The sequence below is a fragment of the Haladaptatus sp. genome (genome assembly GCF_049589095.1).
Classification (GTDB): domain Archaea; phylum Halobacteriota; class Halobacteria; order Halobacteriales; family Haladaptataceae; genus Haladaptatus.
In genome coordinates, this window is record NZ_JBAWAC010000010.1 from 1 (window position 1) to 13,487 (window position 13,487).

The 13,487-nt window shown below is 61.9% G+C and carries 11 protein-coding genes and 1 pseudogene; 7 read left to right on the forward strand and 5 right to left on the reverse strand.

All coding sequences use genetic code 11. The features are described from left to right. The 4 genes and pseudogenes from WBV42_RS00340 to WBV42_RS00355 all read left to right on the forward strand — a co-directional run. Window positions 1-526, forward strand: a pseudogene (locus WBV42_RS00340) (NADH-binding protein); the annotation flags it as partial. Between the two features lie 14 nt (window positions 527-540). After that, entirely contained in the window at window positions 541-1,236 is a 696-nt protein-coding gene (locus WBV42_RS00345; RefSeq protein ID WP_423984290.1) for a DUF7530 family protein, read from the forward strand. 29 nt (window positions 1,237-1,265) lie between these two features. Then, window positions 1,266-1,655 carry a hypothetical protein gene (locus tag WBV42_RS00350; RefSeq protein WP_423984281.1) on the forward strand — a complete coding sequence of 130 codons (390 nt, stop codon included), beginning with the start codon at window positions 1,266-1,268 and terminating at the stop codon, window positions 1,653-1,655. A gap of 51 nt (window positions 1,656-1,706) precedes the next feature. Next, window positions 1,707-2,354: a hypothetical protein gene (locus WBV42_RS00355; protein WP_423984282.1), complete on the forward strand. Its 648-nt coding sequence runs from the start codon at window positions 1,707-1,709 to the stop codon at window positions 2,352-2,354. Here WBV42_RS00355 and WBV42_RS00360 read toward each other — a convergent pair. Continuing rightward, the gene (locus WBV42_RS00360; RefSeq protein WP_423984283.1) at window positions 2,351-2,650 is read right to left on the reverse strand and encodes a PadR family transcriptional regulator; all 300 of its coding nucleotides are present in this window, start codon (window positions 2,648-2,650) and stop codon (window positions 2,351-2,353) included. The two genes, WBV42_RS00355 and WBV42_RS00360, sit on opposite strands and share 4 nt — an antisense overlap. A 368-nt stretch (window positions 2,651-3,018) precedes the next feature. Between WBV42_RS00360 and WBV42_RS00365 the strand changes: the two genes are divergently transcribed. Together WBV42_RS00365 and WBV42_RS00370 are read left to right on the forward strand one after the other, a co-directional pair. Continuing rightward, a complete protein-coding gene (locus tag WBV42_RS00365) occupies window positions 3,019-6,000 on the forward strand; it encodes an FAD-binding and (Fe-S)-binding domain-containing protein (RefSeq protein WP_423984284.1) in 2,982 nt (993 codons plus the stop codon). 73 nt (window positions 6,001-6,073) lie between these two features. Further along, window positions 6,074-7,078, forward strand: coding sequence for an LLM class flavin-dependent oxidoreductase (locus tag WBV42_RS00370; RefSeq protein ID WP_423984285.1), 1,005 nt, complete (start codon window positions 6,074-6,076; stop codon window positions 7,076-7,078). A gap of 119 nt (window positions 7,079-7,197) precedes the next feature. Here WBV42_RS00370 and gdhB read toward each other — a convergent pair whose 3' ends face one another. From gdhB to WBV42_RS00385, 3 genes are all read right to left on the reverse strand, one after another. Continuing rightward, the gene (gene gdhB / locus WBV42_RS00375) at window positions 7,198-8,499 is read right to left on the reverse strand and encodes a glutamate dehydrogenase GdhB (protein WP_423984286.1); all 1,302 of its coding nucleotides are present in this window, start codon (window positions 8,497-8,499) and stop codon (window positions 7,198-7,200) included. A 7-nt stretch (window positions 8,500-8,506) separates the two neighbouring features. Continuing rightward, window positions 8,507-8,650, reverse strand: a complete 144-nt coding sequence (locus tag WBV42_RS00380; protein WP_423984287.1) for a rubrerythrin-like domain-containing protein — start codon at window positions 8,648-8,650, stop codon at window positions 8,507-8,509. Window positions 8,651-8,783: 133 nt separating this feature from the next. Further along, window positions 8,784-11,663, reverse strand: a complete 2,880-nt coding sequence (locus tag WBV42_RS00385) for a bacterio-opsin activator domain-containing protein (RefSeq protein WP_423984288.1) — start codon at window positions 11,661-11,663, stop codon at window positions 8,784-8,786. 199 nt (window positions 11,664-11,862) lie between these two features. Here WBV42_RS00385 and WBV42_RS00390 point away from each other — a divergent pair, with 199 nt between their 5' ends. Then, complete coding sequence (locus WBV42_RS00390) at window positions 11,863-12,744, forward strand: NAD+ synthase (protein WP_423984291.1); 882 nt, start codon at window positions 11,863-11,865, stop codon at window positions 12,742-12,744. Window positions 12,745-12,764: 20 nt separating this feature from the next. On the opposite strand, the gene WBV42_RS00395 is transcribed toward WBV42_RS00390, so the two are convergent. Then, a partial coding sequence (locus WBV42_RS00395; protein WP_423984289.1) for an FAD-dependent monooxygenase occupies window positions 12,765-13,487 on the reverse strand: 723 nt, incomplete at its 5' end.

Genomic DNA, 13,487 nt, shown 5'->3' on the forward strand with positions numbered 1-13,487 from the left:
CCTCAAATCGCGCCGGGAAGTGGAGTACATCCTCGGCACCGGGGAGTACGACCTCACCGTCCTGCGGGCGGCCATCGTCATCGGTGGCGACAGCGCCAGTTTCCGGATGGTCCGACAGTTGGCCGAGCGCTTGCCGCTCATGATAACCCCACGATGGGTCCGGACGAACTGCCAACCCATCGCCATCGAGGACGTCGTCGGTTATCTCGTCGGGGTCCTCGACACGCCGAAGACGGCCGGTGAAACGTACGAAATCGGCGGGTCGGACGTACTGACGTACGGCGAGATGGTAATTCGGACGGGCGACCTGCTCGGAAAACGCGCGACGATGGTCCCGGTTCCCGTCCTCACGCCGCAACTCTCGGCCTACTGGGTCGATTTGGTCACAGACGTCCCCAAAGACGTCGCGCATCCGCTCATCCTCGGACTGAAGACGCGCACCGTCGTGGAAGACGACCGGATTCGCTCGCTCGTCCCTATCGAACTGACACCCTTCGACGACGCCGTGCGGCGCGCAATCGCATGAGCAGGTCGAACCGGATGAACACGCCGGAGTATCGATGGGCCTACGAGAGCATTGTGGACGGGATTCCGGGCGTCACGTTCTCCGATTGGCTCGCGCTGACGATTCAGTTCGTCCTCTTCGAGGGACTCATGTTGTTGCTCGCGTGGCGATACGACCTCTGGCACGCCGTTCCGGCGGGTACAGCGGCGATCGTCGTCGCCACCGCCGGAAGCGCGCTGATGCTCCTCATCGGACGACGAGTGCGGGACCTGACGATTCCGATGGCGTACCGAAAGCTACTGTTCGGGTCGAGTATCGAAGTCGTTCTCGGCGTCGTCGCCTACGTCGCGCTGGTCACCTACCTGCTGGTGTACACCCCCCGAACGGGAGCACCGCTGCTCGAATCGTTGCTCGGGACGTCGCCACCGATTCCGGCGGTGTTTCTCACCCTGCTCGTCCTCTGGGACGTGTGCTATCGTATCGGCACCGCGTGGTGGGCGAGCGTCATCGGGTTCTGGGTTTCCGTGAAGTATCCGAGCGAATCGGAGACGCGAAACGACCTCCGACGCGTCGATGCGGTCATCATCGCCTTCGCCGTGTTGCAACTCGTCCTCGTCCCGTTCGTCTGGGGCTACGACCTGCTGGTGCTCGCACTGGTCGGACACGTCGTTGCCGTCTTCTGCGTCTCCGGGAGCGCGATTTTCATCCGCACTCGCCGCTCAACTATTTAACCGATGACGGTGTAATTCGCTGATAGTCCATGTCCGACGGCGACCCATCGTTCTCGATTCCCCACCGTCCGCGCCGAACGTATCCGCGACGGGGTGGCGTTCGCTACGAAGGGGAGACGCTGTTTCGACTCTCGCCCGACTCCGACCCGTCCGAGAACGACCTCATCGCGCTCGTCGAGCGGATACTGGACGGGGATGCCTACACCTACGGCGACTGGTTCGACCTTCCCGTCCCGATGTATCTCGTCCGCGACCGCGAACACGACACGACCTTTCGCGTCGTCGTGCGCTACGGTTCCGTCGAACTCCATATCCTTCCGGACACCCGTTCGGAGGGGTTGGAGTCGATCTATCGACGATTGTCCGCAGAGTCTCCCGTCTCGTGGAGCGTTTCGTGTGAGTCGGATCCGGAAAACTAGTCACTTTCGGAGTACAACCATTATATACCATCGGCGGGACAATGCAATCTAATGGCGCTTCATGTAGACTCCCGAGATTGGACCCTCCGCACGACCCACAATCGAGACGACATGTGGGGGCTCGCGGACGAAGAAGGAATTCAGGCGGCACGGGCGGCATACCCGTCCGGCTGGCTCTTTCTGACCCGCGACCCCGCGACCAGAGAGCTGGTTCGTCTCGCCGCCGCGACCGGCGGCGAGTGGGAGCTAGAGGAACTCGCGCACGAACTCGACCAAGGGGCCGACAGCGTCGACCGAAGCCTGGACGACCTCGTCGAACTCCACGTATTCCGCGAAGACGACGGGACGTACCGCCCGAACTCGGAGAGCGTCATCGCCAACACGGTCGCACAGTTGCGCGGTGCGGCGGACGAACGCGGCGCGTCGGACGGTTTTCGTGACCTGACACGGCCCAAGGAAGTACGACTGCTGTTGGACGCACTACTAGCGATGGATCAGGACGAGGTGTTCACGCAGGACGACCTTCACCAACTCGTCGGTCTGTCTCGAAAATCAGTGTGGATGCACGTCGAACCACTCGCGGACCTCGGCGTTCTCACTCCGTCAGGTGAAGGCTACAAAGTAAATGAGTCAAGCTCGGTGTTCGCTCAAATCAGAGCGTTGAACGCGGCGGTCCTCGGTACCGCACTCTCTCCTTAAGCGGTCTGCGTTTGACCGAGGTCGGCGCCGACGTAGCGCTCTTCCCATTCGCGTCGCGCTTCGATTTCCCGCGCTCCTCGGCGGGTGAGCGTGTAGTAGTTCGTCCGACGGTCTCGCTGTCCCTTCTCCACCAACCCTTTATCGACGAGCGAATCGAGATTCGGATACAGTCGGCCGTGATGAATCTCCTTCTCGTAGTACGCTTCGAGTTCTTCTTTGATGGCGAGGCCGTGGGGTTCGTCCAAACCAGCGATAACGTACAGAAGGTCTCGCTGGAAACCAGTCAGGTCGTGCATGGTTCTCCCTAGCCCTACAGAATCATGCAATAGACAAAAGAGTAATGGCCAATCTCAACCTACCCCGACGCCTTCTTCCGATTTCGTGATCCCCCTCTCGACTATTCTCCTACCGAGTACCAGTTGTTCAAATGATATAATATGACTCTCGCCAAACTCTATAGATAGTTCCCCACCCGTCACGTCTCGGGGCAGGACACGTCGTAATACGGACGCCTTCCGAACGAAAGGATAGCTTAAAACGTCCGTTTTGAGACCTGTCGGGCACGATTCCAAATTCATCGAGTACGAGACACGTTTGTTTATATCTAGCAAGATCGAGTTTATTCAACCCCGTATTTATGCCTGTGTGCCTGGTTATCTCTCGCATGGCAACACGGGACGACAATCCCGACCTCGAAACGTACCGCGCCTCGCTCGGTCACGAAGCCTCGGACACGCATCCCTCCCTCGCGAACGATCTGCGTGCCGTAGTCGATGGTGGCGTCCGCTTCGACCAGTACACGCGCATCCTGTACGCGACGGACGGCAGTATCTACCAATCCCAGCCCGCGGGGGTCGTCTACCCGACCGGTGTCGAGGACGTACAAGCGGCGGCGCGCGTCGCGGCAGACCACGACATGCCCGTCCTCCCGCGCGGTGCCGGTTCGTCGCTCGCGGGGCAGACCGTCGGAAAGGGGTGTGTCGTCCTCGACTTCTCGCGCCACATGGATTCGATCCTAAACGTCACACCTGACGAGCGCCGAGCGGTGGTCGAACCCGGCGTCGTGCAGGACGACTTGGACGATTACCTCGCGGAGTGGGGGCTCAAATTCGCGCCCGATCCGGCGTCCTCCAACCGGGCCACGGTCGGCGGCGGCATCGGCAACAACTCCACCGGCGCGCACTCGGTTCGCTACGGCATCACCGACGCGTACACCGCCGAGTTGGACGTCGTCCTCGCCGACGGGTCGTTGATTCACACCCGCGACGTCGAACTCGACGGCGAGGAGTGGGACGAAATCGTGGAACGTGACGACAGGGAGGCCGAACTGTACCGAACCGTCCGGGGACTCGTCGAGGACAACGAGGACGCGATCGAGGAGCGCTATCCGACGCTCAAGCGCTCGGTCAGCGGCTACAACCTCCACAAGGTGATTTCCGAGCGAGACGGAAACCGATACATCAACCTCTCGAAACTGTTCGTCGGCGCGGAGGGGACGCTCGGTATCGTGGTGCGCGCGACGCTGGAGTTGGTGTCTCGCCCCGACGAAACCGCGCTCGCGCTCTACTGTTTCGACGACCTCGTGTCGGCGATGGAAGCGGTTCCGGAAGCTCTCGAATTCGATGTGAGCGCCGTCGAGTTGATGGACGACGAGGTGTTCCGACTCGCTCGGGACTCGACGGAATTCGCGGAGTACGCCGCTCCGATTCCGGAACGGGCGGAGGCCGCCCTGATGTTGGAGTTCGACGACGAACTCCGGGACGACTTCGAGGACGCCATCGCGGAGACGAACGCCAACTTCGTCCACGCGGGCGAGGCGTTCGACGTGCTCGAAGCCTACACGGCCGACGAGCAGGCAGACCTCTGGAAGCTCCGCAAGGCCGCGATTCCGCTGCTGATGAGCATGGAGGGCGATCCGAAACCGTATCCGTTCATCGAGGATGCGTCGGTGCCGCCGGAGGAACTCGCGGAGTACGTCCGCGAGTTCATGGACGTGCTCGAAGATCACGATACCACGGCGGCCTACTTCGCCCACGCGGGAAGCGGCACGCTTCACATTCGACCGATTCTGAACCTCAAAGACGCCGAGGGCATCGAGACGATGCACTCCATCGCGGACGACGTGACCTCGCTCGTCCTCGACCACCACGGTTCGTTCTCCGGCGAACACGGCGACGGACTCGCCAGAACGGAGTTCAACCCGAAGATGTACGGCGAGCAACTGTGGACGGCGTTTCAGGACCTCAAGACGGCGTTCGACCCCGACTGGCGGATGAACCCCGGAACGGTCGTGTTTCGGGACGAAGACGAAGCCGACATGCGAGAAAACCTCCGTTACGGGCCGGAATACTCCTCGCTGGAGCCGACGACGGTGCAGGATTTTTCGGAGGAAGGCGGCTTTTCGCACCTCGTCGAACTCTGCAACGGCTGTGGCACCTGCCGCCAGACCGGAAGCGAGACGATGTGTCCGTCCTACCGCGGCATGAAGGACGAGATGACGACGACGCGGGGACGGGCGAACCTCCTTCGGGCCGCCATCAGCGGCGAGATTCCGACCGAGGAACTGTTCACCGACCGGTTTCAGGAGGAGGTGCTTGACCTCTGTCTGGGTTGTAAGGGCTGTGCTCACGACTGCCCCACCGGCGTCGATTTGGCGAAACTGAAGGCCGAGGTGAAACACGCAGACCACGAGAAACGCGGTGCGGACCGACGGGAGACGTTCTTCGCGAACGTCCACAGGATTTCGGCGCTCGGGAGCGCGCTCGCCCCGCTGTCGAACTGGGCGACCCGGCTTCCGGGAGCGGACGCGATTGCCGAGAGGACCCTCGGTATCGCACCCGAGCGCGACCTGCCGACGTTCAGTCGGGAGACGTTCGTGGACTGGTTCGAATCGCGCGGAAGTCGCGTGCCACCCGACATCGCCACCGAGCGGGTGCTGTTCGTCCCGGACACGTTCACGAACTACAGCTATCCGGCACCCGGCAAGGCCGCGGTCCGCGTCCTCGAAGCCGCTGGCGTTCACGTCCAAGTGCCGACCGACCTCGCGCCGAGCGGACGGGCGGCCTACTCGGAAGGCTTCCTCGACACGGCACGCGAGAACGCGGAAGCGAACGTCGCGGCGCTCGAATCGCGGGTCGATGACGGCTGGTCGGTCGTCTTCGTGGAACCCTCCGACGCGGTGATGTTCCAGGACGAGTATCGGGACCTCGTCTCGAATCCCGCCGTCGAGGACGTCGCGGCGAACACCTACGGCGTCTGTGAGTTCATCGACCGCAAGCGACTGGACGAAGACATTGAGTTCCGCGGCGTGGACGAATCCCTCTCCTATCACGGCCACTGCAACCAGAAGGCGCTCAATCGAGACCACCACGCGGTCGGCGTTCTGCGACGTGCGGGGTACGAGGTGGACCCCCTCGACAGCGGATGCTGTGGCATGGCGGGCAGTTTCGGCTACCGAACCGAGCAGTACGACCTCTCGCAGGCCATTGGACGGATTCTGTTCGACCAAGTCGAGGAGAGCGACGCGGAAACCGTCGTCGCGCCCGGCGCGTCCTGCCGGACGCAACTCGAAGGGTACGATACGCGGCCGCCCCATCCCATCGAGAGAGTCGCGGACGCGCTCCGGAGTGGCGGGAAATCGTACTGAAGGTGGAGATGGCGGCACTTCGCCACCAACTATCCTTATAAACGATTAAGGTATCGGCGTTCGATTTTCGAGTATGAAACTCGGGACTGGGTTGTTCACCTGTCAGCGACGCCCGGACGACGACCGTTCGATGACCGAGATTTACGACGAGATGCTGGAGTTGGGCGAGGTGATCGACGCCTCCGGACTCGACAGCATGTGGGTGTCGGAACACCACTTCGCCGAGGACGGCTATCTTCCATCCACCATGCCCTCCCTCGCGGCGCTGGCCGCCCGAACCGAGAACGTCGAACTCGGTTCCTGTATCGCACTCGCCCCGCTCTACGACGGCGTTCGCCTCGCGGAGGACGCCGCGACGGTCGACCTGCTGTCCGATGGCCGACTGACGATGGGGCTCGCCATCGGGTCGAACCCCCGCGAGTTCGAATCGTTCGGCGTCCCACGCGAGGAGCGCGTCGAACGCATGACGGACCTGACGGAACTCCTCCGTGCCGCCTGGTCGGACGGGGAACTCGGCTACGACGCCGAGTTTCACGACGTGTCGCCGGACGTGAGCGTGACGCCGAAACCCGAGTCGGAAATACCTATCATGTACGGCGGCGGCGTCAAACCCGCCGTTCGGCGTGCGGCACGCGTCGCGGACGCGTGGTGTGCGCCCTCCTCTCTGTCCATCGAGGGCGTCCGCAAGCGCAAGGAGGACATCGAGCACGTTCGGGAGGAGGAAGGAATCGGGGGCGATTTCGAGGTGTACGTCCTCCAACACGGGTTCGTCGGCGATTCGAAGGAAGAAGCGTGGGAGGCGATGAAGCCCGGTTACTTCTACATCCAGCGACGGTACGCCGAGATATTCTCCGGCGAGTCGGTGGGCGAACTCCCGGCAGAACGACAACAAGAACTGAAAGAACAGGCCATCTTCGGCACGCCCGAAGAAGTCACGGCGGAGTTGAACGAGTACCGCGACGCGCTGGGCGACGACGTGCACTTCATCTTCCGAACGTACCATCCCGGAATCGGCACCGAGGCGATGGCCGACTGCGTGGAGCGACTGGGCGACGACGTCGCACCGAATATCCGATAGTTTTATACCACAGGGACGCACAAAACACCCCACCATTTCCGCTGTTTTACGGCCGCGCAGGATGTGGAAAACGGGGTTCGGTACGGACGAGACACCGAACGTTCGTGGAACGTTCGACGTCAGGGCCAGAGGCCACGGATACGATGGGCCTCGCCGATTCGGGAGAGGGCGACGGAATACGCACCGTCTCGCCACGACACGTTGCGTTCTTCGACCTCCCGACGCACGTTACACCACGCGTCGAGCATTTCGGATTCGAGTTCGTCGTGCACGCGTTCGAGCGACCACTGACGCCGGTTGATGTCCTGTAACCACTCGAAATAGGAAACCGTCACCCCGCCCGCGTTGGCGAGGATGTCCGGAATCACCGGGATACCTCGTTCCGAGAATACGGAATCGGCGGACGATGTCGTCGGACCGTTCGCACCCTCAACGACGAGTTCCGCCTGTACGTCGTCCGCGTTGGCTTCGGTGAGGACGTTTCCGACCGCCGCCGGAATGAGCACGTCCACATCGAGCGTGAGGAGTTCCTCGTTACTGATTCGGTCGTCGGCGTACTGGGTAACGGCCTCGGGTTTCTCGTCGTGAGACGGGACGTCCACGGTGTCGATACCGTCGGGGTCGTACACTGCGCCGTTCACGTCCGAAATCGAGACGATGGTCGCACCCCATTCGTCCAAGAGACGGGCAGCGTTCGCGCCGACGCTTCCGAACCCCTGTATCGCAATCGTCGTTCCGTCGAGTCCCAAATCGTAGTGTGCACACGCCTCGCGCGTGACGAGCGCGACCGAGCGACCGGGCGCTTCCTCCCGCCCGTAGGATCCACCGATGACCGGCGGTTTACCGGTGACGACGCCGGGTTCGGTTTCACCTTCCTGCATCGAATACGCGTCCATGAACCACGCCATCGTCCGGGAATCGGTTCCCATATCGGGGGCCGGAATATCCCGCTTCGGCCCGACCGTGTCCCGAAGTTCCTGTGCGAATCGACGTGTCAACCGTTCGTGTTCGGTCTCCGAGAGTCGCTTCGGATCGACGACGAGACCACCTTTCGCACCGCCGAAGGGGATATCCATGACGGCACACTTCCACGTCATCCACATCGACAGACCGATACACTCCTCCTCGGTGACGCCCGGATGATACCGGATTCCACCCTTGTAGGGACCACGAACGCTGTCGTGTTGCGCACGATAGCCGGTAAACACCTCGATGGACCCATCGTCCCGTTTCAGGGGGACGGCGACGCGATGGACGTGCGATGGATGGCGCAACCGCTCGACGATGTTCGGATCGATGTCCAACCCGTCCGCCACTCGATTCAGCTGCCGACGAGCGGTTTCGAGCGCCGATTCATCGGTTCCGTCGTTCGATTCGTCGTCCGCTGGCCGTCGGCGCGAGTTCACTGTGTTAGATGCCATCGGTGACTCATTCGAGTGGTGTCCGTCGGTTGCGAAGGTGAGCGTTACAGTCATCACAAGCCCCGGGATGATGCGCCGCGGTTACGATAGCGCCACATCGCGGACATTCGTACTCCGATTCCGTCGTCGGGTCGTAGTCTACATCTCTCATCAGGAGTTCCTCCAATCGACGACGCACGGACAGTGATACCGACCGCTCGTCGCCACGTGATGCAATTTTTGCGACGGGAGAAGTAATCGGATGTTGAATAGAGAGCCATTACGTTACAAGCTTGCCTAGATAGTCAACCACCATCCGGAATCGAAGGGATTCGGTCGAAGACGGTTGCGAGGAGCTTCCGCTGTACCTTCCGCATGTGTTCGTAGAACGCGGCTGACGAGATGTCGAGCATGGTGGCGACGGCCGCCCCGTCGTTCGTCCGTGGGGAGTCGAAATAACCGCTGTAGTACGCCGTCTGGACGACTTCGAGCTGCCGTTGAGTTATATCGGACAGGAATCGCGTTCGGAACTGGTTGGAAGTGACCGGTTGTCGTTCTCGCTTCCGTCGGGCGACGAGTTCGGACGACGGATATACGTCCGAGAAGACCTCATCGATGGTCCGAACCGCGACCGGTGAGGGAACGGACACCGTCGCGGTCGTGTCACCACCATCGGAGCGGAGACGTTCGAGCGTCGCTCCGGATTCGGCCAACCTCGTCGCGATGAACGGGGACGTGAGCGTCAACTGTACCAATCCGCCGTCGGTGTCGGTGGAGACAACGCGCGCGGATTCGATGGCGACGACGGAGTCCGCACTCGCCACGACGTCTGCTGGGGAACGACCCGAGACGGTGACGAGGATTCGAACACCGGAGTCGGATTCGCGGACGCCACCCGTTAGTTCGAGGGAGCAGTCAGCCCGTTGTGAGAGCACACGGAGAACGCAGTTGGAGTCCGTTATCTCGTAATCGAGTTCGACAACGGTGTCGCTCACGAGCGCCCGCTTTCGCTCGACGGTCTGGATAGCCGACGCGATAGTCTCTCCGAGTTCGGAAAGGACGACCCGCGCCCTGTCGTCGAACGCATCCGGGCGACTGGCGTACACCGTCAGCGTACCGTAGGCGACATCCCCGTGGTCCAATGTGACGCTGATTATCGATTGAAATCCGCGCGAGATTGCTTCCCGTCGCCACGGTTCCCCAGATAAACCGCTCGCCACGTTCGAAACGACGGTCACGGAATCCGTTGCCGCCGTTCGACCTGCGGGGTCGCCGGAAGCCGTGAAGTCGGCGGCGTCGAGATACCCTCGATCGTCACCCGCCCAAGCGCGTGGTTCGAGCGAACTCCGACCTGGGTCACGGTCACCGACCCATGCGAAATCGAATCGATCGCTGGCGGTCAGTAGTTCACAGACCTCGGCTTCGATCTCTTCGCGCGAGTCCGCACGAACGAGAGCACGGTCGATCTCCCGAATGATCCCGTTCGTCCGGTTCAACCGGGAGAGCTGTCGATTGCGACGCTGGAGTTCCCGGTCGCGTTCGCGGAGTTCGTCCTCACGCTCGATGCGGTCCAATGCCGCTTCGACCGTCGCCGCGAGGAGGTCGATTATCTCCCTCGTTACTTCGTCGAGCGTCCCCCGTTCGTCCGCGGCCACGAAGACGCCGTGATTACTAAGCGGGATGAAAAGCCCACTTCGATGCTCGATGGCGGTGCGGGAGAACACGTCGGAGTCGGTTACGTCGTCGAACGCGAACGTCGTCTGCTCGACGAACGTCCGACCGAGCGTACTGGGTTCGTCGAGTCGAACTGTCGGAAGCGTTCCGTAAGCGGATTCGATAGCATCCGTCGCCGCGGCGGGCCACAGTTCGTTCGCGTCTGTATCGAAGAGGTAGATGGCACAGTCGTCGACATCGAAGATATCGGTCACGTCGTCGATGACGAGCGTGGCGATCTCCCGTCCTGTTTCAGCGTAGAGAAGGTCACGGCTCGTGCGATGGAGTGCGGTCAACGCACGCTCGCGCGCCTTTCGTTTGGTGATGTCGCGGCAACTGTAAAGCGTCGTTCCACCTTGAATGGAGACCCGCTTGACGTTGACGAGAAGCGTGTGCTCGCGTCCCGCTTTATCCGTCGCGGTACACTCGATGTTCGTGAGGAGCCCGTTTGAGTCGAGCGTCTCCCGGTCGAACAAGTCCTCACCGAGGAGGGCATCGATACTACCGAGGCTCCGGATTTCCTCGACCGAATAACCGAAGATGAAGTGTACGTTCGGACAGACGTAGGTGAACTCGCCAGCGTCGTTCGTGACCAGAACGGTGTCGGTCATGTTGTTGAGCGTAACCCGGTGGAGTTCCTCCGACTCCCGAAGCTCGCGTTCCAAATGGGCGCGTTCGGTCACGTCGAGTGCCTCGACGACGACACTCACCACCGTCCCGTCGCGATCGGTGACCGGGCGGAACGAAACGTCGAGGTCGATACGGCCATCGGGACCCTCGAACGCCGTCTCGAACCGCTCGATATCGCCGTTCCTCGCCGTTCGAACGGCGTTCCGGATCGCGTCGGAGTTCGTCTCCGAATCTCGCCACCAAGGGGAGTCGGCGAACGTCGTTTCGAGAACCGACTCCATCGAAGCGTCGAGGAAGGTACGGGCGGTACGGTTCGCCCGTCGAAGTGTTCCGTTCGGAGCGACGACCCACATGAATGCCCGTGGATCGTCGAACAGTGCATCGAACTGACGTGCACGATGGCGTCGGGTTCGGTTCGTACGAAACTCGACGGCGGCGTTTCGGATACGTCCGAAAAGGTCGTCGGTCAACGAAGGGTCGTCGTCGATCGGGATGTACTCCGTAACGTCGGCGGCGACCGCTCTACTCGCCACGGATTCGTCGCCGTCGGAAGCGAGAAGCACCACGGGTATATCGGGATCAGCGGCCCGAACGGTTTCAAGGAAGCTCACACCGGACATATCCGGCAAGTCGAGGGAACAGACGATACAATCGACAGTGCCGGGCTGAGAGGAGAGCCACTCGTATCCGTCGCGGCCTCGCACGGCGGTCGTTACGAGAACGCCCTCGGCGTCCGAGAGTCCGGAGACGAGGGATCTTCTCCGGTTCGGATCGCCGACTACGAGTACCGAGATGGGTTCCACATCCAGGGGTGGATCGGCGGAACGTCGTGTCGAATCCATCGTCGGATGTGAGACGAGCAACGGTTAAATCACGTTGGTCCACAGGCGATGGGAGAGGACGAGGACAGTGTCACGTCAGAGACGTTAACGATCTCACATGGATTCCACCGACTGCGTACGGTTCCAACCTGTTTGGGAAAAATAATTCAATACTTCCGCAATGGAAAGAAACTCCGGCGAGGGGAACGAACGGTCGAGTATGGCATCGAACCAGACGGTACGAACCGCCGACGAACCGCTCGACGTGCGATTTACCGAAGCGGAACTCGAAGCCGAACGCGAGCGAATCCTGTCGTTCATCGAGGAGCACGTGAACCGTGACGAGGAGCGCATGAGCGTCACGCGCGAACTCGATACCGCCGTCGTCGGCCTGTCCGGCGGAATCGACAGCACGCTGGTCGCGTATCTCGCCGTCGAGGCGCTGGGAACCGAGAACGTCTACGGCGTCGTGATGCCGAGCGAAGTAAGCAGCGACGAGACGATGAGCGACGCCGAGCGTGTCGCCGACGACCTCGGTATCGACTACGACGTCGTGGAGATAGGACCGATAGTCGATGCGATAACGGACGCGCTTCCCGACCACGGGGAGACGGACGACCGGATCGGGCGATTCCAACGCGACATAACGGCGGTCCGAACGCGGACGCTCGTGGAGTACCTGAACGGGATGGAGATGGGCGGCGTCGTCGTCGGGACGAGCAATCGGAGCGAATGGCTGACCGGCCACTTCGACAAGTACGGCGACGCGGCCGTCGACTGCCAACCGATCCTCCACCTGTACAAGCGTCAAGTTCGTCAGCTGTCGGCCCACGTCGGCGTCCCCGACCGGATCGTCGAACGGAAGGCGAGTCCGGAAATCGGTGCCGCGGGGACCGACGAGGAGAACCTCGGTGCCAGTTACGACACCATCGACTCCGTCCTCGCGCTGACCATCGACGGACCGGTTTCGCCGGGACGAACGGCCGAACTGGTCGGCATCGAGGAGGAGACCGTCGAGTCGATCATCACCCTCTACGAGCAGTCGGAAATCGAGCGACGATTCGCGCCCGCACTCGATGCACCCGTCGATCGAGTTCGATAAGGACCAAAGGAGCCGACGGATCAGTCGACGAAGAGCGTTCGATCGACCGAGATCTCGTTTTCGTCCGTCGAGGAACGACTCGGAAGCCGTGCCAGCAGGCTCATCAGCGCCGTACCACCCCGTAGCAGGGTTGGTTCGAGCGCGCCGGGAATACGATCACGCGACGAGATGAGCGACGAGAGGCCGTCACCCCGCGACTGCTGGGCTCGTATCGTCTCCTCCACTGCGGGGCGACGGACCTGCTCGACGCATCGGAGAAGCCGTTCCGGAAGCGGACCGCCACCGCGACGGAGGACGGGCGTGAGCAGGCGATGTGCGGCGAGCGCGTCCTGAATCGCCAAGTTGTTCCCTTCGGCACCGATCGGCGAGGCGACGTGTGCGGCGTCACCGATGAGCAGGAAGCCGTCGTCGGTCCATCGTTCCGCAAGCCCGGAGCGGATGGAGAGCAGGGAACACTCGTCGAACGAGGTCAGATGTTCGTCGATGTCGCCGTCGAGGACGGGTTCGATGGCAGAAACCGTTTCCCGAAAGTCGGCGATACCGCGGTCGCGCAGGGCTGGATAGGTGCCTTTCGGGATGAGCAACCCATACTGGGATTCACGCTCGCTCAGCGGGGAGTACACCAGGACACCCTCGTCCTCGACCCGGATGTGTGTCGTGAAGTCCGCCGCCGCACACGGCAGTCGAAACCACACAACCTCGGTACCCGTCTCGTTCATTCCCGAGTCGATTCCGGCGACTTC

Excerpts from the sequence above, each read along its gene's own strand:
- WBV42_RS00385 (WP_423984288.1), bottom strand. The coding sequence starts at position 11,663 with ATGGATTCGACACGACGTTCCGCCGATCCACCCCTGGATGTGGAACCC.
- WBV42_RS00390 (WP_423984291.1), top strand. The coding sequence starts at position 11,863 with ATGGCATCGAACCAGACGGTACGAACCGCCGACGAACCGCTCGACGTG.
- WBV42_RS00380 (WP_423984287.1), bottom strand. The coding sequence starts at position 8,650 with ATGAGAGATGTAGACTACGACCCGACGACGGAATCGGAGTACGAATGT.
- gdhB (WP_423984286.1), bottom strand. The coding sequence starts at position 8,499 with ATGGCATCTAACACAGTGAACTCGCGCCGACGGCCAGCGGACGACGAA.
- WBV42_RS00370 (WP_423984285.1), top strand. The coding sequence starts at position 6,074 with ATGAAACTCGGGACTGGGTTGTTCACCTGTCAGCGACGCCCGGACGAC.
- WBV42_RS00355 (WP_423984282.1), top strand. The coding sequence starts at position 1,707 with ATGGCGCTTCATGTAGACTCCCGAGATTGGACCCTCCGCACGACCCAC.
- WBV42_RS00365 (WP_423984284.1), top strand. The coding sequence starts at position 3,019 with ATGGCAACACGGGACGACAATCCCGACCTCGAAACGTACCGCGCCTCG.
- WBV42_RS00360 (WP_423984283.1), bottom strand. The coding sequence starts at position 2,650 with ATGCACGACCTGACTGGTTTCCAGCGAGACCTTCTGTACGTTATCGCT.
- WBV42_RS00345 (WP_423984290.1), top strand. The coding sequence starts at position 541 with ATGAACACGCCGGAGTATCGATGGGCCTACGAGAGCATTGTGGACGGG.
- WBV42_RS00350 (WP_423984281.1), top strand. The coding sequence starts at position 1,266 with ATGTCCGACGGCGACCCATCGTTCTCGATTCCCCACCGTCCGCGCCGA.